16 protein-coding genes are annotated in these 17,566 nt (G+C 70.1%); 13 read left to right on the top strand and 3 right to left on the bottom strand.

Annotated elements, in window-relative coordinates; translation table 11 throughout:
* Positions 1-130 precede the first annotated feature (130 nt).
* On the bottom strand, positions 131-748 hold the full coding sequence (locus HNR01_RS20750; protein ID WP_183669498.1) for a hypothetical protein: 618 nt from the start codon (positions 746-748) through the stop codon (positions 131-133).
* A gap of 223 nt (positions 749-971) precedes the next feature.
* Here HNR01_RS20750 and HNR01_RS20745 point away from each other — a divergent pair, with 223 nt between their 5' ends.
* The 8 genes from HNR01_RS20745 to HNR01_RS20710 all read left to right on the top strand — a co-directional run bounded on the left by HNR01_RS20745 (position 972) and on the right by HNR01_RS20710 (position 10,536).
* Positions 972-1,559, top strand: coding sequence for an ANTAR domain-containing response regulator (locus HNR01_RS20745; protein ID WP_017483632.1), 588 nt, complete (start codon positions 972-974; stop codon positions 1,557-1,559).
* Positions 1,556-2,572, top strand: a complete 1,017-nt coding sequence (locus HNR01_RS20740) for a CmpA/NrtA family ABC transporter substrate-binding protein (RefSeq protein WP_183669496.1) — start codon at positions 1,556-1,558, stop codon at positions 2,570-2,572. The genes HNR01_RS20745 and HNR01_RS20740 overlap by 4 nt, the downstream gene beginning before the upstream one ends.
* A 354-nt stretch (positions 2,573-2,926) precedes the next feature.
* The gene (locus tag HNR01_RS20735) at positions 2,927-4,219 is read left to right on the top strand and encodes a CmpA/NrtA family ABC transporter substrate-binding protein (RefSeq protein WP_183669494.1); all 1,293 of its coding nucleotides are present in this window, start codon (positions 2,927-2,929) and stop codon (positions 4,217-4,219) included.
* Positions 4,219-5,079: a nitrate ABC transporter permease gene (gene ntrB, locus HNR01_RS20730; RefSeq protein WP_017483635.1), complete on the top strand. Its 861-nt coding sequence runs from the start codon at positions 4,219-4,221 to the stop codon at positions 5,077-5,079. Before HNR01_RS20735 ends, ntrB begins: the two co-directional genes overlap by 1 nt.
* 13 nt (positions 5,080-5,092) lie before the next feature.
* Entirely contained in the window at positions 5,093-5,887 is a 795-nt protein-coding gene (locus HNR01_RS20725) for an ABC transporter ATP-binding protein (RefSeq protein ID WP_017483636.1), read from the top strand.
* Positions 5,888-5,912: 25 nt separating this feature from the next.
* A complete protein-coding gene (locus HNR01_RS20720) occupies positions 5,913-7,133 on the top strand; it encodes an NAD(P)/FAD-dependent oxidoreductase (RefSeq protein WP_183669492.1) in 1,221 nt (406 codons plus the stop codon).
* 11 nt (positions 7,134-7,144) lie between these two features.
* Positions 7,145-8,938, top strand: coding sequence for a NirA family protein (locus HNR01_RS20715; RefSeq protein WP_183669490.1), 1,794 nt, complete (start codon positions 7,145-7,147; stop codon positions 8,936-8,938).
* The gene (locus HNR01_RS20710) at positions 8,935-10,536 is read left to right on the top strand and encodes a sulfite reductase subunit alpha (RefSeq protein WP_017483639.1); all 1,602 of its coding nucleotides are present in this window, start codon (positions 8,935-8,937) and stop codon (positions 10,534-10,536) included. The genes HNR01_RS20715 and HNR01_RS20710 overlap by 4 nt, the downstream gene beginning before the upstream one ends.
* 21 nt (positions 10,537-10,557) lie before the next feature.
* Here HNR01_RS20710 and HNR01_RS20705 read toward each other — a convergent pair whose 3' ends face one another.
* The gene (locus HNR01_RS20705) at positions 10,558-11,466 is read right to left on the bottom strand and encodes a LysR substrate-binding domain-containing protein (RefSeq protein ID WP_183669488.1); all 909 of its coding nucleotides are present in this window, start codon (positions 11,464-11,466) and stop codon (positions 10,558-10,560) included.
* Between the two features lie 153 nt (positions 11,467-11,619).
* On the opposite strand from HNR01_RS20705, the gene HNR01_RS20700 reads away from it, so the two are divergent.
* Positions 11,620-12,246, top strand: a complete 627-nt coding sequence (locus tag HNR01_RS20700) for a glutathione S-transferase family protein (RefSeq protein ID WP_017483641.1) — start codon at positions 11,620-11,622, stop codon at positions 12,244-12,246.
* Positions 12,243-13,166, top strand: a complete 924-nt coding sequence (locus tag HNR01_RS20695) for a pyridoxamine 5'-phosphate oxidase family protein (protein ID WP_183669486.1) — start codon at positions 12,243-12,245, stop codon at positions 13,164-13,166. Before HNR01_RS20700 ends, HNR01_RS20695 begins: the two co-directional genes overlap by 4 nt.
* A gap of 66 nt (positions 13,167-13,232) precedes the next feature.
* On the opposite strand, the gene HNR01_RS20690 is transcribed toward HNR01_RS20695, so the two are convergent.
* On the bottom strand, positions 13,233-13,934 hold the full coding sequence (locus HNR01_RS20690; protein WP_183669484.1) for a hypothetical protein: 702 nt from the start codon (positions 13,932-13,934) through the stop codon (positions 13,233-13,235).
* A 310-nt stretch (positions 13,935-14,244) separates the two neighbouring features.
* On the opposite strand from HNR01_RS20690, the gene HNR01_RS20685 reads away from it, so the two are divergent.
* The 3 genes from HNR01_RS20685 (at position 14,245) to HNR01_RS20675 (ending at position 17,552) form a co-directional block, all read left to right on the top strand.
* Positions 14,245-14,574: a hypothetical protein gene (locus HNR01_RS20685; protein WP_017483644.1), complete on the top strand. Its 330-nt coding sequence runs from the start codon at positions 14,245-14,247 to the stop codon at positions 14,572-14,574.
* A 246-nt stretch (positions 14,575-14,820) separates the two neighbouring features.
* A complete protein-coding gene (locus HNR01_RS20680) occupies positions 14,821-16,947 on the top strand; it encodes an ABC transporter ATP-binding protein/permease (RefSeq protein WP_183669482.1) in 2,127 nt (708 codons plus the stop codon).
* Between the two features lie 221 nt (positions 16,948-17,168).
* Positions 17,169-17,552: a nuclear transport factor 2 family protein gene (locus tag HNR01_RS20675; protein ID WP_183669480.1), complete on the top strand. Its 384-nt coding sequence runs from the start codon at positions 17,169-17,171 to the stop codon at positions 17,550-17,552.
* The last annotated feature ends 14 nt before the right edge of the window (positions 17,553-17,566 follow it).

Genomic DNA, 17,566 nt, shown 5'->3' with positions numbered 1-17,566 from the left:
GTGGCGCAGCGGCCGCGCTTCGCAAGGTTTCAGGACCAACGATTGCGAAAACAGGCCGTCCGCAGTGGAGACGATGCCCGGCTTCGAGACGACGCTCGGGCTGAACGCGGCCCTCCCGAAGAGCGCCGGCTCAGCGCAGATCGGAGACGAGGCCGACGACCGAACTGCCAAGGGTCGCAACACCGGTCGCAACACCGGTCGCCGTCCCGGCGCCAACGCGGCGGGCCGCGTCCCAGGCCGCATCGACGGCGGCGAAGGGGAGGGCGCCGGTCGGCAGGAAGCGGTCGTCCTCCTCCTCCGCGCGGGCCATCGGAGCGGGCGCCGGGACGACCGGCTCCGCGCTCCTCTGAGGGCTCGCCGGCTGCGTCGTCGCCATCCGGCTGGCGGGCGCGCGGCGGCGCTCGGGCCGGGCGGCGACCCGCGGCGGGCGGGCGGACGACGGCGCCGCCTCCCCGGCCGCGACGAGGGGCACGAGGCGGGCGAAGGCCTCGCTGGCCGGCCCCGCCTCGATATCGGCGAGCAGAGCCCTGCCCGGATCGAACACGGTGAGGCCGGGCGCCGCCGCCATGGCCGGAACGGACCGCGCCGACGCGGCCGGCTCCGGGGCCGATTGCTTGGCCGGCTCGCGGCAGGCGAGCGACAGGAGCGCGGCGACCACCGCGAGGCCGAGGGTCGGCAGGAAGGGAGGAAGCACGGGACGGGGGGTCGCGGAAACGTCCGGCTTTCGCAGCGGATCGACGATGCGCATGAACCGGACCCTCCTGATGGATTCGCGAACGGGTTGAGTGTGCGCCCCGGTTTGCGGCAGAAGCGGGGCCGACAGATGTCCGATTCGTAACTGTCGTCGCGGATCGGGGGCACACGGCTTGCGTGCCAACGCGGCGGCGGCACCCTCAGCGCATTCTCCGGCACCGGCCTCTTCCAGCCCCACCCGTATCCCTCCTCGAACGGATCGAACCATTCGGGCCTCGATGACCGAGACCAGCCTCACCGTCGCCGTGATCGATCCGAGCCCCGCCCGCGCGGCGATCCTCGAAGAGGGGCTGCGGGCGGGCGGCGTCGGCCACGTCGTGGTGATCCCGGACGGCCCGGATCTCCAGGCCCGGGTGGCGAGCCTCAGGCCGGACGTGATCGTGGTGCATCTGGAGAGCCCGAGCCGGGACGTGCTGGAGCAGATGTCGGGCCTGTCCCGTCAGGCGGAGCGGCCGGTGGCGATGTTCGTCGACCGCTCGGACCAGACCATGATGCAGGCGGCGGTCGATGCCGGCATCTCGGCCTACGTGGTCGACGGGCTGCGCTCCGAGCGGATCCGCTCGATCCTCGACATCGCGATCCTGCGCTTCAACGCCTTCGCGCGCCTGCAGCGCGAACTCGACGAAGCCCGATCGGAACTCGCCGACCGCAAGCTGATCGAGCGGGCCAAGGGCATCCTGATGACGCGCAAGGGCATGAGCGAGGACGAGGCCTACAAGCTCCTGCGGCGCCAAGCGATGAACGAGAAGCGCAAGATCGTCGACATCGCCCGCGCCATCGTCACCGCGGCGGACCTGCTCGGATGAGGATCAGGCTCGGATACGTTCCCCTCACCGACGCCGCCCCCGTGATCGCGGCGGCGGAGCTGGGCTTCGCACGGGCCGAGGGGCTCGAGATCGAGCTCGCGCGCGAGCCCTCCTGGGCGACGCTGCGCGACCGCCTCGCCCTCGGCCATCTCGACGCCGCGCACATGCTCGGCCCGCTCGCCATCGCCAGCGCGCTCGGGCTCTCGGGACCGCCGGCCCGCCTGAGCGTGCCGATGGCGCTCGGTCTCAACGGCAACGCCGTGACCGTCTCGAACGCGCTCTGGGCGGCAATGGCGCCGGAGAGCGACGAACTCGACCACGTCGCTGCGGGCTTCGCGCGGGTCGCCCGCGCGCGGGCCGCGGAGGGCCGGCCGCTGACCATCGGCACCGTGCACCCCTTCTCCAGCCATTCCTACCAGCTTCGCCTGTTCGCCGAGCGCGGCGGCCTCGACTTCGACGCCGCGATCCGCCTCGTCGTGGTGCCGCCCCCGGATACGGTGGACGCGCTGCGGCGCGGGAGTATCGACGGCTTCTGCGTCGGCGCGCCCTGGAACAGCGTCGCGGTCGCCGCCGGTCTCGGCCGGATCGCGGCCCTGGGCTGCGAGATCGTGCCCGACTGCCCGGAAAAGGTCCTGGCGCTTCCTGCGGACGGAGCCGATTTCACGGTTCCCCTGGTGCGGGCGATCCACCGGGCCGGGCTATGGTGTGCCGATGCCCGTAACCGCGGCAGCTTGAGCGTTCTCCTCGCGGAACGGGCCGAACTCGATTCCGATGCCGGGCTCATCGCCCGCACGCTCGACGGCGCACTGATCGTGGATGCCGACGGGCGCGAGCGGACGAACCCGGCCTATCTGCGCCTCGGGACCGAGACCCACCGGCCCGCTCCAGACCATGCCCGCTGGCTCGTGGCGCAGATGATCGCCTGCGGGCAGGTCGCCCCCGGCGGGGACGCGGCCGACCGGGCGGCGGCGCTCTACCGGCCGGACCTGTTCGACGCAGCGGTCGGCCGCTGAGCCCTCAGCCGACCGGGCGAGCCCGGCTCGGGCCGCCCATCGCGGCACCATCAGCCTAATTTTTGTGCATCGCAAGAAATTGCCGCGCTTTTGAGCGCGCAGCGCAGCAAATGCGCCTCGACGACAGCCACGAGGGCTATGACGCACGCCACCCCACACTCGGAAGGCTCTTGGCAAGGCTCTTGGCACGCCTCCTGCAAAGAACCTCGCAAGGGCTCGCCAACGATGACGGCCCCAAAACGTCAGCAAAGCCGCTGATCCGGAATGCCCGCACGCGACGAATGTCGATCGCGCAGGCGATCCCCGGATGGCGGCTTTTTTCATGTGCGGACAGCGCACCGGAGCGGAGAGCGGATGAGCATCGATCACGGCAACACGACCCGCCGCGGCGTCCTGAAGGGAGCGGCGGCCGCCCTCGCCCTCGCGGGTGCCGCCCGCGCCGCTCTGCCGGCCGGTGCCTTCGCGCAGGGCGCGGGGCCGGAGGTGAAGGGGGCCAAGCTCGGCTTCATCGCGCTGACCGACGCCGCGCCGCTCTTCGTGGCCAAGGAGAAGGGCATCTTCGCCAAGTACGGCCTGCCCGAGACCGAGGTGCTGAAGCAGGCGAGCTGGGGCACCACCCGCGACAATCTCGTCCTCGGCTCCGAGGGCAACGGCATCGACGGCGCCCACATCCTGACGCCGATGCCCTATCTGATCTCCGCCGGCCGGGTGACGCAGAACAACGTGCCGGTGCCGATGTACATCATGGCCCGGCTCAACCTGAACGGTCAGTGCATCTCGATCGCCAAGGAGCATATCGACCACAAGATCGGGCTGGACACCAAGCCGTTCAAAGCCGTGCTGGAGGCCAAGAAGGCGTCGGGCAAGGCGGTGAAGGCGGCCATGACCTTCCCCGGCGGCACCCACGACCTCTGGATCCGCTACTGGCTCGCCGCCGGCGGCATCGACCCCGACAAGGACATCGAGACCATCGTCGTGCCGCCGCCCCAGATGGTGGCGAACATGAAGGTCGGCACGATGGACTGCTTCTGCGTCTGCGAGCCGTGGAACGAGCAGCTCATCCACCAGGGCATCGGCTACACCGCCATCACCACCGGCGAGCTGTGGAAGGACCACCCGGAGAAGGCCTTCGCCATGCGCGCGGCCTGGGTCGACAAGTATCCCAACGCCGCCAAGGCCCTGCTGATGGCGGTGATGGAAGCGCAAGCTTGGTGCGACAAGCCGGAGAACCGCGACGAGATGGCGGCGATCGTGGCCAAGCGCCAGTGGATCAACGTGCCGGTGGCCGACGTCGTCGACCGGATGAAGGGCAAGTTCGACTACGGCACCGGCCGCGTCGTCGAGAACAGCCCGCACATCATGAAGTTCTGGGCCGACAACGCCTCGTACCCGTACCAGAGCCACGACCTCTGGTTCCTCACCGAGGATATCCGGTGGGGCAAGTTCGACGCGGCCACCGACACCAAGGCGCTGATCGGCAAGGTCAACCGCGAGGATCTGTGGCGCGAGGCGGCCAAGGCGCTCGGCGTGTCGACGATCCCGACCTCCACCTCGCGCGGCGTCGAGACGATGTTCGACGGCAAGGTCTTCGATCCGGAAAACCCTGGCGCCTACCTCAACAGCCTCGGCATCAAGAAGGTCGCGTGATGGCCACCGGAGCAACGCTCACCGCAACCCGCGCGCGCGCCTCGGCGAAGGCCCGCGCGCCCTTCATCACTCTGGCCGGGCTGCGCGGCATCGCCGCCCGCATCCTGCCCCCGCTCGTCGTCCTGGCGGGTTTCCTGCTGCTGTGGGAGGTGCTGTGCTCCTCCCCCACCGCTGGCCTGCCGCCGCCCTCGCGGGTGCTGACGGAGGCCTGGGACATCATCGTCGATCCGTTCTACGACAACGGCGGCACCGACAAGGGCCTGTTCTGGCATATCTCGGCGAGCCTCCAGCGCGTGGCGCTGGGCTTCGCACTGGCCGTCGTGGCCGGCGTGCTGCTCGGGACGCTGGTCGGCCAGTCCGAATGGGCGATGCGCGGGCTCGACCCGATCTTCCAGGTGCTGCGCACGATCCCGCCGCTGGCCTGGCTGCCGCTCTCGCTCGCCGCGTTCCGCGACGGGCAGCCCTCGGCGATCTTCGTGATCTTCATCACCTCGATCTGGCCGATCATCATCAACACCGCGGTCGGCATCCGCAACATTCCGCAGGACTACCGCAACGTCGCCGCGGTCATCCGGCTGAACCCGATCGAGTTTTTCTACAAGATCATGCTGCCCTCGGCGGCGCCGTACATCTTCACCGGTCTTCGCATCGGTGTCGGCCTGTCCTGGCTCGCCATCGTCGCGGCCGAGATGCTGATCGGCGGCGTCGGCATCGGCTTCTTCATCTGGGACGCGTGGAACTCGTCGCATATCAGCGAGATCATCGTCGCCCTCGTCTATGTCGGGCTCATCGGCTTCGTCCTCGACCGGCTGGTCGCCGGCGTCGGCGTGCTCGTGACCCGCGGCACCTCCGCAGCCTGAGGGACACATTCACATGGCCCATCTCTCCCTCTCCCAGGTCGGCATCTCCTTCCGCCGCGGCGGCAAGACTTCGGAAGTCCTGCGCGATGTGAACCTCGACATCGCCAAAGGCGAGTTCGTCTCGATCATCGGGCACTCGGGCTGCGGCAAGTCGACGGTGCTCAACATCGTCGCCGGCCTGCTCAAGGCCTCCACCGGCGGCGTGCTCCTCGACGGCAAGGAGGTGAACGCCCCCGGCCCCGATCGTGCGGTGGTGTTCCAGAATCACTCGCTCCTGCCCTGGCTCACCGTGCGCGAGAACGTGGCGCTGGCCGTCGACAAGGTCTCGAAGGGCAAGAAGACGCGCTCAGAGCGTGCCCAGTGGATCGAGCACAACCTTGCGCTCGTGAACATGATGCACGCCGCCGACAAGCGACCGGCGGAGATCTCCGGCGGCATGAAGCAGCGCGTCGGCATCGCCCGGGCGCTCGCCATGGAGCCGACGGTGCTGCTGATGGACGAGCCGTTCGGCGCCCTCGACGCGCTCACCCGCGCCCATCTCCAGGACCAGCTCATGGAGATCCAGACGCGGCTCCGGAACACCGTCATCATGATCACCCACGACGTGGACGAGGCGGTGCTACTCTCCGACCGCATCGTGATGATGACGAACGGGCCTTCGGCCACCATCGGCGAGATCCTGCCCGTGCCGCTGGCGCGGCCCCGCCGCCGGCTCGACCTCGTGGAGGACGCCACCTACGTCCACGCCCGCGCCGCGGTGCTGGAGTTCCTCTACGCCCGCCACGCCAAGCCCGCCCTCGCCGCCTGACTTCGTGAAGGGGGATCACGGGCCCATGAGCGCGAAGGAAAGACTCGTCGTCGTCGGCAACGGCATGGCCTCGCTCCGCTTCCTCGAGCGGCTGACGGAGCGCGCGCCGGGCCGCTACGACGTGACGGTGGTCGGCGCCGAGCCGGTGGCGGCCTACAACCGGGTGCTGCTCTCCTCGCTGCTCGGCGGCGAGGTGGACGAGGCGGCCTGCGGCTTCCGTCCGCTCGCCTGGTACGAGGAGCACAGGCTCCGCCTCGTCACCGGCGCGCCGGTGACCGAGATCGACCGGGCCAACCGCATCGCGCTCGTCGGTGAGACGCACGTCCTGCCCTACGACAAGTTGGTGCTGGCGGTGGGCTCGCTGCCGATCCGTCTGCCGCTGCCGGGGATCGACCTGCCCGGCGTCCTCACGTTTCGCGATTTCGCCGACGTGGCATCGATCCGCAAGGCGGCGGTCGAGCATGCCAAGGCCGTGGTGATCGGCGGCGGCCTGCTCGGGCTGGAGGCCGCGGTCGGGCTCGCCCGGCTCGGGGTCGACACCACGCTCGTCCACGTCATGGACCGGGTGATGGAGCGACAACTCGACCACGCCGCCGCCCGCCTCGTGCGCGCGGCGATGGAGGCTCGCGGCGTCAAGGTGATGCTGTCCGCAGACACCGCCGCGATCGAGGGCGAGGGCCGCGTCGAGCGGCTCGTGATGAAGGATGGCACGGTGATCCCGGCCGACCTCGTGGTGATGTCGGTCGGCATCCGCGCCTCGACGGCGCTCGCGCAGGGCTGCGGCCTCGCCTGCGGGCGCGGCATCACGGTGGACGACCGGATGACCACCTCGGACCCGGCCATCCACGCGCTCGGCGAATGCGCCGAGCACAGGGGCGTCGTCTACGGCCTCGTCGAGCCGGCCTACGAGCAGGCCGAGGTGCTGGCCCGCCACCTCGTCGGCGAGGCCGCTTCCTATCCCGGCACGTCCCTTGCCACGAGCCTGAAGGTGTCGGGCCTGCCCGTCTTCTCGGCGGGCATGGTCGATACGCCCGAGGGTGCCGAGGCGGTCGTGATGCACGACGCCGCTGCCGGCCTCTACCGCAAGCTGATCATCGCCGACGGCCGCCTCTTAGGTGCGGTCTTCGTCGGCGATATCGCGGAGCAGGCGCGCTGCAAGGAGCTGATCCGCTCCGGCGCGCCGCTCTCTCCCGACGACCGGGACGACCTGATGTTCGGCCCGGCCCCGAAAACCCTCGCAGCGTGAGTGAGGCAGCGATGGCAGACGATTTCAACGCCGAGCAGAAGCGCTACCTGGAAGGCTTCGCCTCCGGCATCGCCGCCGCCCGGATGACCGGCGGCCTCGCGCTCGGGCAGGGTGCGGCCGCGTCCGCCCCCGCCGACCCCACGGGCCCGGACGCGATCCACATCAAGGCGCAGGACCGCACCGTGAAGGCGGGCGGCAAGCTCTGCGAGCAGGAGAAGTGGAAGCGCGCGGAAAATCCCTTCGACGGCCATAACCGCCTGAAGGCGGACGCCGCCGCCGGCAAACAGCCCAAGCCGGAGGACAACTTCCGCTGGCGCTATCACGGCATGTTCTGGGTCGCGCCGAACCAAGTCTCCTACATGTGCCGGATCCGGGTGCCCAACGGCATCCTGCAGCACTGGCAGTTCGCCGGCATCGCCGACCTCGCGGACGCCCATGGCGGCGGCTACAGCCACGTCACCACCCGTGCCGGCCTGCAGGTGCGCGAGATCAACCCTGAGCACGCACAGCCCTTCCTCGACGGGCTGACCGATCTCGGCCTGACGGCGCAGGGCGCGGGAGCCGACAACATCCGCAACGTCACCGGCTCGCCCGCCGCCGGCATCGATGCCCGGGAACTGCTGGACACGCGGCCCCTCACCAAGGCCTGGCACAACTGGATCCTGAACGATCGCTCGCTCTACGGCCTGCCGCGCAAGTTCAACGTCTCCTTCGACGGCGGCGGCGTGACGCCGGCCCTGGAGGAGACGAACGACATCGGCTTCCAGGCCATCGAGGTCCTGGAGGGGGCAGCGGTCGCACCGGGCGTCTGGATGCGCCTCGTGCTCGGCGGCATCTCGGGTCACAGGGATCTGGCCCGCGACACCGGGATCGTCCTCAAGCCCGAGGACTGCAACCGCGTGGCAGACGCGATCATCCGGGTCTTCATCGAGAATGGCGACCGGACCGACCGCAACAAGTCCCGGATGAAGTACGTCCTCGATGCCTGGGGCTTCGACAAGTACCTTGCCGCCGTCGAGGAGAAGCTCGGGCGCAAGCTCGACCGGGTCGACGCCGCCCATGTCGCGCCCCGCCGGCCGACCGACCGCTTCAGCCATGTGGGCGTGCACGCCCAGGCTCAGCCCGGCCTGAACTGGGTCGGCGTGGTGCTCCCCGTGGGCAAGATGACCACCGACCAGATGCGCGGGCTGGCGAAGGTCGCGGCCGAGTGCGGCGATGGCCAGATCCGCATGACGGTGTGGCAGAACTTCATCTTCTCGGGTGTGCCGGACGCCAAGGTGGCGGAGGTGGAAGCCCGTGTCGAAGCGCTCGGCCTCAGCACCAAGGCCGCCGGCATCCGCTCCGGGCTCGTGGCCTGCACCGGGGCGCGGGGCTGCAAGTTCGCGGCCTCCGACACCAAGGGTCACGCGATGATCATCGCCGACCATGTCGAGCGGACCGTGCCGGCCCTCGACGTGCCGGTGAACGTCCACCTCACCGGCTGCCATCATAGCTGCGCCCAGCACTACATCGGCGATATCGGCCTGATCGGCGCGAAGGTCGTTGTCTCGGAGGAGGGCGACACCGTCGAGGGCTACGACGTCGTGGTCGGCGGGGGCTTTGCTGAGAACCCGAAGATCGGCACCGAGATCTGGAAGGCGGTCAAGGCCGAGGACGCGCCCGCGCGCGTCGAGGCCCTGCTCAACGCCTATCTCGCCCGCCGTCAGGGCCCGGAGGAAAGCTTCCAGGCCTTCACCGCGCGCACCGGCCCCGAGGCCCTGCGCGACGCCGCCGAAGAACAACCCGCCCTCAAGGCCGCCGCATGACCCAGCACGTCGCGCCCCCGCTCGTTCTCATCCCCGAGAGCGCCCCCTTCAGCGCCGACCAGCGTTCCTGGCTTTCGGGCTACTTCGCGGCCTTGCTCGGCCCGGCGGTCGAGGGCGCGACGGCGCTCGCCCCCGGCGAGATGCCGGGGAGTGCGGAAAAACTCGCCGACAACGACGACGCGCCCTGGCACGACCCGTCGATGCCGATCAACGACCGCATGGCCATCGCCAAGGATCGCTCGGAAGCGCAGAAGCTGATGGCCGCCATGGCCCAGCAGGATTGCGGCCAGTGCGGCTACAACTGCGCCGACTACGCCAACGCCATCTTCCTGAAGAACGAGGAGCGGCTGAACCTTTGCCAGCCCGGCGGCAAGGAAACGCTCCGGATGCTGAAGAAGCTGGAGGAGGAGTTCGGCGCGGGCGGCGCGGCGGCCCCGAAGACGGGAGCGGCCGACGCGCCCAAGAAGGAGCCGGAACTCGGGCCCCTCGGCTATTGCCGCGAGAACCCGGTCGAGGCGACGTTCCTCTCCCGCACGCGTCTCAATGCGCCCGGCGGCGAGAAGGAGACGTGGCACATCGAGATCGACCTGAGGGACACGCCGATCGAGTACGCGGCCGGCGACTCCCTCGGGCTGTTCCCGGCCAACGCTCCGGCTCTGGTCGATGCGGTGATCGCCGAACTCGGCACCCGCCCCGAGCGCAGGATCGGCGGCAAGACCCTGCGCGACCGCCTGCTGACCGACTATTCCCTGGGCTCGGCGCCGGACAACCTCTACCAGCTCCTCTCGCTGCTGACCTCGGGCGAGGCGCGCAAGAAGGCGCAGGCGCTGGCGGCCGGTGAGGATCCCGACGGCGACGCCGCCTATCTCGACGTGCTCGGCGCGCTCCACAAGTTCCCCGGCGCCCGGCCCGACGCCGAGGTGTTCCTCGAGGCGCTCGACGAGTTGCAGCCGCGGCTCTACTCGATCTCGTCCTCGCCGAAGATGGATGCCGGCCGCGTCTCGCTCACCGTCGATGCGGTGCGCTACAACCATCGCTCGCGGCTGCGCCTCGGCGTCGCCTCGACCCATCTCGGCGAGCGCCTGCCCGAGCAGACCAAGGTCAAGATCTACCTGCAGAAGGCGCACGGCTTCGGCCTGCCGGAGGATCCGTCCAAGGACGTGATCATGTGCGGCCCCGGCACCGGCGTCGCGCCGTTCCGCTCCTTCCTGCGCGAGCGCGCGGCGACGAACGCACCCGGCCGCAACTGGCTGTTCTACGGCCACCAGCGGCAGGCGACCGACTTCTTCTACAGGGACGAGCTGAACGGCCTGAAGGACGCGAAGGTGCTGACCCGCCTCTCGCTCGCCTGGTCGCGCGACGGCAAGGAGAAGACCTACGTCCAGGATCGCATGCGCGAGAACGGCGCCGAGCTGTGGAAGTGGCTGGAGGGCGGCGCCCATTTCTACGTCTGCGGCGATGCCAAGCGCATGGCCAAGGACGTGGAGCGGGCGATCATCGACGTCGCCGCGCAGTTCGGGGGGAAGAACCCCGACGAGGCGGTGGCCTATCTCGCGGCCCTGAAGAAGGCCGGGCGCTACCAGGCCGATGTGTACTAACTAGGGCGAGGGCCGGCCGCCTCAGGGGGCGGCCGGGTTCACCCGCGGATCGGCACGCAGCCGCGCCGCGGCGAGATCGACGAAGGCCCGGACCTTGGCCGGGGCCCGCCGCCCTTCCGGGCTGACCACGTGGATCGGGACGGGCGCCGCCTCGTGCGCTTCGAGCAGCAGGCGCAGGCGTCCCTCGGCCAGCGCCGGCGCGACCTGATAGGACAGCAGCCGCGCGATTCCCCACCCGTCGACGGCGGCGGCGAGCGCCGCATCCACCGTGTTGCAGGTGAGCCGGGGCTGGACGGTGACGGCCATGCGCTGCTCGGGCCCGAACCGCCATTCCGGCAGGGCGCCGGGGTTCGATGAGCCGATCACCGCGTGCGCGCGCAGGTCCCGGGGAGTTTCGGGCACGCCGTGCCGCTCGAGATAGTCCGGCGCGGCGCACACGACCCGGCGCACGCTGCCGACCCGAATGGCGGTGAGCCCGGAATCGGCCAAGTGCCCGATCCGCACGCCGACATCGATGCCCTCCTCGACCATGTTGACGATCCGATCGAGAAACAGCGCGCGGACGGCGACGGTGGCGTGGCGCGCGAGGTAGTCGGTCACGACCGGCAGCACGTAGAGACGGCCGAACTGCACCGGCGCCGTCAGCGTCAGGACACCGGTCGGCGTCGCGGTCGAACCGGCGGCGACGGCCTCGGCCTCGGTGATCTCGGACAGGATCCGGCGACAATCCTCAAGATAGCGTCCACCCGCATCGGTGAGCTTGACCGAACGCGTGGTGCGGATGAACAGCCGCGCGCCGATGGCGGCTTCGAGCGCCGCGACGGCGCGGGTGACGGAGGCCGGGCTCATGCCGAGCGCGCGCGCCGCTCCGGCGAAGCCGCCGCCCTCGGCGACCCGCACGAAGACACGCATTCCCTGCAGACGGTCCATGGAGGTTCCTACCGCCCGCTCTTTCGTGGCGGGCCAGAATGACGATTATTCCACACGCCGCAACAGTCGCTTGCCGACAACACGGGTTCACCGCGCCGTCGAGAGGGAGTGTGATCGCGCCATGGCCGGCCCCCGGCCGGAGGAGACGAGATCATGAAGCTCTACAGCCTGACGCTCTCGGGCCATGCCCACCGGGCGCGCCTGTTCCTGTCGCTGGTCGGCCAGCCCTACGAGGCCGTCGAGGTCGATTTCGCCGGCGGACAGAACCGCTCGCCGGACTTCCTGGCGATCAATCCGTTCGGGCAGGTTCCCGTCCTCGACGATGATGGCGTGATCGTACCGGATTCGAACGCCATTCTCGTCTACCTCGCCAAGAAGCTCGGGCGCGGCGATTGGCTGCCCGAGGACGCGGAAGGGGCGGCACGTGTCCAGCGCTGGCTCTCCGTCGCGGCCGGACCCATCGCCTTCGGTCCCTGCGCCGCCCGGCTCGTCACGCTGTTCGGGGCCGCCTTCGATGCGGAGGAGGTGATCGCCCGCGCCCATCGGATCCTGGCGCTGATCGATGCGGAACTGTCGTCCCGCGACTGGCTCGCCGCCGAGCGCCCGACCATCGCCGACGTGGCGCTCTACAGCTATATCGCCGCAGCCCCTGAGGGGAATGTCGATCTCGCGGCCTACGGGCATGTCCGCGCGTGGCTCGCCCGCATCGAGGCGCTGCCCGGCTTCGTGGCGCTGCCGGCCTCGCCGGTCGGCCTGAACGCGGCGGGAGGCCCGGCATGAGCGCGCAGCACGCGGCGGCCTCGCCCTGGCACCGGGGCGAGGTGGCGATCCAAGAGAGCGTCGGCCTCGCCGGACGACTGGCGGAACTCGGCCCGCGGGTGATCCGCGATCACTTGAACGCGCAGCATCGGGCGTTCTTCCCGCTCCTGCCCTTCGCGGTGATCGGAAGCGTGGATGGGGAGGGCCGCCCCTGGGCGACGCTGCGGGAGGGTGCGCCGGGTTTCCTCCACGCGCCGGATCCGTTCCATCTCCGTGTCGAGGCGCCGCGCGATGCCGACGACCCGGCCGAGGCCGGCTTGCTGGACGGGGACGGCGTGGCCCTGCTCGGGATCGAACTGGCCACGCGCCGCCGCAACCGCCTGAACGGGCGGATCGAGCGGAGCGGTCCGGAGGGTTTCACGGTCCGCGTCGAACAGAGTTTCGGGAACTGCCCGCAATACATCCGCAGCCGGCACGAAGTGGGGCCGGACCTGCCGCGGGCGGCCCGCCCCCGGCCCCTCGTGTCGGAGCGGCTCGACGCGGCGGCGCGGGCGGTCGTCGCGGCCGCGGAAACCTTTTTCGTCGCGAGCGCCGTCGAGGAAGCGGGCGGGCGGCGGCAGGTCGATGTCTCGCACCGCGGCGGGCCGGCCGGGTTCGTGCGGGTCGGAGCGGACGGCCGCCTCACGATCCCCGACTATTCCGGCAACCGCTTCTTCAACACGCTGGGCAACATGCTGGAGAACCCGCGGGCGGGGCTCGTCTTTCCGGATTTCGCGACCGGCGATCTGCTGCAGATGAGCGGGCGCACCGAGGTCGTGCTCGATCCGGAGCCGGATGAACGGATCGCGGGTGCCGAGCGCCTGTGGCGGTTCGTGCCGGAGCGGGTCGTGTTCCGGGCCGGCGCGCTGCGGCTGCGGTTTGCCGTGGCCGATGCCGCCTGACGCTTCGTCCCGGGTCGTGGCCGCCGCTTCCCGGCAACAGGCGATGCGGGAACGGAGGCGGAAGCCTCAATCGGACCGGCGTCCGCAGCGGATGTAGTTCGCCTGTCCCTTGCCGCTGGTCCAGGTGAGCCGGTCATGCTCGACGAGAAGACGGACCTGGGAGGTCCAGCGCCGGCCGCGCTCGCTGCAATCGGCGGCCATGGTCCAGGCACTGCCCTCGCGGCGGTTGTTGCGGAAGCGGCAGACGGTGCGCCCGGCCTTGGCACCATCCTCGGTGATGGTGGCGGGCAGGAAGCCGCGGCGGCGCTGGCGCTGGCCGCAGGCGACCGGGGTCGGCCCCCAGACGCCGACGAAGGCCGCCCGCTCCACCAGCGGCGCGGCGGGCCGTGGCTCTACCGGGGCCACGACGGTGTCCAGCGGCAGGGCGGGCGCGGCGACCGTGAGCACCCGCGGCTGAGAATGGGCGGCAGGCGCGGCCGGCCGCTCCGGTTCGGGCAGGCGCACCTCCGGCAGGTCGATCCCGTCCGCCGCCGCGAGCCGCGTGTGCCCGGCCTGCGCCGCCACCGGCCCGTCATCGGTGAGCACGATCAGCGTGTAAGCGAACAGGGCACCCCAGCCCGCGGCGAGGATGACGGGGATCATCAAGCGTCGCGACAGGGCGGGGGAGGGAGCCTCCCGCGTCGCGTCTTTCCCGTCCACGATCTGCGCGCCTTCCGCCATCGTTGCCCCGAACGCCGTCTCGTGCGCCTCTGCTCCCGACATCGTCATCCTAGCGTCCGAACTTAGCTTTCAGCAATCGAGCAGCGCGGGCACGTCTCAGCCGATGCTCCGACATCTTCGGCGGCACCGCCTCAAGGTCGAGGATCCCCAGGCCCGCATGGCTCGGCTCCGCTCCGATCCGCCGGATGATTCGGCCCCGGTCGCAGGGCGGCGTGGACCGGAAGGGCCCCTCACGACCCCCGGAGCCAGGATAGACTCTTCGAATGCGGCAGAGGCACGGCAACCCCTTCCCGGCGCAGGCGGAACCTGCCATGGTCAAGCTTGGCGGCCGCGACCGGCCGTCGGCCGTACCCGCGTGATGAAACCTGTCACCCTCGCCGTTCTCGGCTCGGCACTGGCGCCCCTTCTGACGTCGCCCTTCGCCCTCTCTCCCGCCTTCGCCCAGCCGCGCACGCAGGCGGCCCGGCCGACCTGTGCGGAGGCGATGGCCATGGTGAAGGCGGAAGGCGCGGTGACGCTCGGTTTCGGCGGGCGCCCGCCCGAACGCTTCGTGCGCGACCGCAGCTTCTGCGAGCTCACCGAGATCGCCGAACTGCGCTTCGTCCCCACCCGCGACAACCCGCAATGCCCGATCGGCTACCGCTGCCGCGAGCCGGATTACGGCGACTGGAACTGGGACGCGAACTGACCACGGCTGAGCCGGGGCAGGCTCGGCACCTGTTCACGGTGTCGCACCCGGCGGTCCGCAACGCTGATGAGCGACCGCTCCAGGCCACGACATGACCGAAATTTCACGTGACAGGTGCCGTCCCGCGCCACGTTCTCGCCACGACGGATAGCCAGGGGCGCCGCATTCGGCGATTGAACCCGGCGGCCGGCGTCTCATCCGACACGAGGATGGGCGGAGCCGGTGCAGCGAGAAGGAGTGATCCGCGTGGCCGCATTCAAGAGCAGGCTCGGCATCCAGGCCGTGCTCACGGCGCTCTTCGCGCTCCTGCTGCTGGCCATCCCCGTGATCTTGCCGGGAATTCCGAGCCCGCCGCTCTACGTCTCGCTCGCGGGCTTCGCGATGGCGGGCATCCTCGTCGCCTCGCACAACCTCTCGGCCTATCTCAAGATCTTCGTCTCGGTGTACGGGATCGGCTACCTCGTGCTGGCCGGCGCCAAGATGCTCGCCGCCATGGGCGCGCTGCCCGCGACCGTCGCGGCGCTGCTGCCGCCGGATTTCGCGGCGACCGGATCGGTGGTGTTCGGCGGCATCGTGCTGGCCATCTCCCACTGGAAGCCGATCCGGGACATCACCCTGATCGCCGACCCCTACTTCGCCAGCCACGACGCCCCGAGCCGGGAGATCGGGATGTTCCGCCGCTTCGGGCGTACGGAAGGGCAGATCGGCCGCAATCTCGTGGCGCTGTCGATCTTCGTGAACTTCGCCGACGTGGCGCTGACCCTGCGGTTCAACTTCTTCTACCGCGACATGTACAACGCGCTGCAGGAGTTCGACGCGGCGGCCTTCTGGTACCAGCTCGGCTACATCTTCGTACCGCTGGCGATCCTCAACGTCGTGATCGGCATGTTCGACATCTACGTCGATTCGGGGCTGCAGCTGCGCTGGCGCACCTGGCTCACCCACAACCTGTACGAGCGCTGGCTGGGGCAGGGCACGCATTACCGCATCCCCTTCGTCGACGAGCACGCCGACAACCCGGATCAGCGCATCCAGTCGGACGTCAACAACTTCATCGCCCAGACCACGACGCTCTCGACCCGGCTCCTGTCGCAGGCCGCGCAGCTCGTCTCCTTCATCGTCATTCTATGGACGCTCTCGCGCGACTTCGTGCTGCCCTTCACCGACACGGTGATCCCCGGCTTCCTGGTCTGGCTGGTGATCGCCTACGCGGTGGTCGGCACCTGGCTGACCCACCTGATCGGCAAGCCGCTGATCGGCCTCGACTACCGGCAGGAGCAGGTCGAGGCGGACTTCCGATTCGCGCTGGCGCGCAACCGCATCTACTCGGAGCAGATCGCGCTGCTGCGGGGCGAGCGGGCCGAATCCTCGCGCCTCGCCACCCTGTTCCACGCCATCGTCGACAACTACGTCGGCATCATCTTCCGGCGCATCAAGCTGATCGCCTTCACCTTCAGCTACCGGCAGGCGAGCACGATCTTCCCGCTCGTCATCGCCGCCCCGTCGTTCTTCGCCAAGAAGATCACCCTGGGCGCCCTGCAGCAGACGTCGAACGCGTTCAGCAACGTCCAGAACTCGCTGAACTTCTTCATCAACTCCTACACCATCCTCGCCGCCTACAAGGCGAACACCATCCGTCTCGGCTCGTTCAAGCGGGCGATGACCAAGGCGGAGGCGCTGGCGGGCGCCGGCTACGGCCTTGCCAACGGCAACGACACCGCCGGTGCCGTGACCGCCCGCGACCTGACTTTGGCCCTCCCCGACGGCCGCGAGATCGTGCAGGCGGGCGCGTTCGAACTTCCGAAGAGCGGCGCGACCCTGGTCACCGGCCCCTCGGGCTCGGGCAAGTCGACCCTGTTCCGGGCGATCGCCGGGATCTGGCCGTTCGGCAAGGGCCGGGTCGACGTGCCGGCCGGACAATCGGCGCTGGTCCTGCCGCAGCGGCCCTATCTCCCGCTCGGCACCCTGCGCGGCGCGGTGGCCTATCCGCACACCGTCGATCATTTCTCCGACGAGGCGATCCGCGAGGCGTTGCGCGCCGCGCGGCTGCCGCAGCTCGCCGATCAGCTCGACATGGTCGATACCTGGGACCGCCGCCTGTCGGGCGGCGAGCAGCAGCGCCTCGCCATCGCCCGGGCGATCCTGGCTAAGCCCGACTGGCTGTTTCTCGACGAATCGACCGCCGCCCTCGACGAGGAGACCGAGGCCGAGATCTACCGGATGCTGCGCGAGACCCTGCCCGGCACCACCATCGTCTCGATCGGCCACCGCTCGACCCTGAACAAGCACCACGACCGGCGCGTGGAGATGAAGCCGACGGGCGAGGGCCGGTTCGAGCCGCGGATGTCGGCGATGCCGGCGCCGGCGGAGTAGGGGCCGTTCCGCCTCCGGCGTCGCTCCGACCCGTTGGGATCGAGCCCGCGGCCGAGCAGGTCGACCCAGTCGCCCTGGCGTTCGACGTGGCGACGGATTTCGCGCCGCTCCGGCTTCAGGGCTGACGACGAACCTTCGCCGTTCGGGCATGATGGGCGGCGTGCGGCCACGTGCATCCGCTCATGGTCGCACGATCGGGTCCGTCCACGCCCGGAGACCGCATGACCGATCTCGCGACGAACAAGGCGAATGCCATCGCCTTCTACGACCTGATGTTCAACGAGTGCCGGCCGCGCGAGGCGATCGAGCGCTATGCCGGCGAGGAGTACATTCAGCACAACCCGCACGTCGCCAGCGGCAAGGACGGCTTCATCGCCTATTTCGAGCGCATGGCCCGCGAATGGCCGGGCAAGCGGGTCGAGGTGAAGCGGGCGATCGCCGAGGGCGATCTCGTCGTGCTGCACTGTCTCCAGCACTGGCCGGGCAACCACGACTACGCGGCCATCGACATCTTCCGGCTCGATGCCGCCGGCCGGATCGTCGAGCACTGGGACGTGCTGCAGATCCTGCCCGAGACCTCCGCCCATCCGAACGGAATGTTCTGAGCGGATTTTTTCGC

Origin of the sequence: Methylorubrum rhodesianum (genome assembly GCF_014199985.1) — a bacterium.
Classification (GTDB): domain Bacteria; phylum Pseudomonadota; class Alphaproteobacteria; order Rhizobiales; family Beijerinckiaceae; genus Methylobacterium; species Methylobacterium rhodesianum.
Note: the sequence above shows the minus strand (reverse complement) of the source record. Positions and strands in the feature narration are given on the sequence as shown.

Excerpts from the sequence above, each read along its gene's own strand:
- HNR01_RS20750 (WP_183669498.1), bottom strand. The coding sequence starts at position 748 with ATGCGCATCGTCGATCCGCTGCGAAAGCCGGACGTTTCCGCGACCCCC.
- HNR01_RS20745 (WP_017483632.1), top strand. The coding sequence starts at position 972 with ATGACCGAGACCAGCCTCACCGTCGCCGTGATCGATCCGAGCCCCGCC.
- HNR01_RS20740 (WP_183669496.1), top strand. The coding sequence starts at position 1,556 with ATGAGGATCAGGCTCGGATACGTTCCCCTCACCGACGCCGCCCCCGTG.
- HNR01_RS20735 (WP_183669494.1), top strand. The coding sequence starts at position 2,927 with ATGAGCATCGATCACGGCAACACGACCCGCCGCGGCGTCCTGAAGGGA.
- ntrB (WP_017483635.1), top strand. The coding sequence starts at position 4,219 with ATGGCCACCGGAGCAACGCTCACCGCAACCCGCGCGCGCGCCTCGGCG.
- HNR01_RS20725 (WP_017483636.1), top strand. The coding sequence starts at position 5,093 with ATGGCCCATCTCTCCCTCTCCCAGGTCGGCATCTCCTTCCGCCGCGGC.
- HNR01_RS20720 (WP_183669492.1), top strand. The coding sequence starts at position 5,913 with ATGAGCGCGAAGGAAAGACTCGTCGTCGTCGGCAACGGCATGGCCTCG.
- HNR01_RS20715 (WP_183669490.1), top strand. The coding sequence starts at position 7,145 with ATGGCAGACGATTTCAACGCCGAGCAGAAGCGCTACCTGGAAGGCTTC.
- HNR01_RS20710 (WP_017483639.1), top strand. The coding sequence starts at position 8,935 with ATGACCCAGCACGTCGCGCCCCCGCTCGTTCTCATCCCCGAGAGCGCC.
- HNR01_RS20705 (WP_183669488.1), bottom strand. The coding sequence starts at position 11,466 with ATGGACCGTCTGCAGGGAATGCGTGTCTTCGTGCGGGTCGCCGAGGGC.
- HNR01_RS20700 (WP_017483641.1), top strand. The coding sequence starts at position 11,620 with ATGAAGCTCTACAGCCTGACGCTCTCGGGCCATGCCCACCGGGCGCGC.
- HNR01_RS20695 (WP_183669486.1), top strand. The coding sequence starts at position 12,243 with ATGAGCGCGCAGCACGCGGCGGCCTCGCCCTGGCACCGGGGCGAGGTG.
- HNR01_RS20690 (WP_183669484.1), bottom strand. The coding sequence starts at position 13,934 with ATGACGATGTCGGGAGCAGAGGCGCACGAGACGGCGTTCGGGGCAACG.
- HNR01_RS20685 (WP_017483644.1), top strand. The coding sequence starts at position 14,245 with ATGAAACCTGTCACCCTCGCCGTTCTCGGCTCGGCACTGGCGCCCCTT.
- HNR01_RS20675 (WP_183669480.1), top strand. The coding sequence starts at position 17,169 with ATGACCGATCTCGCGACGAACAAGGCGAATGCCATCGCCTTCTACGAC.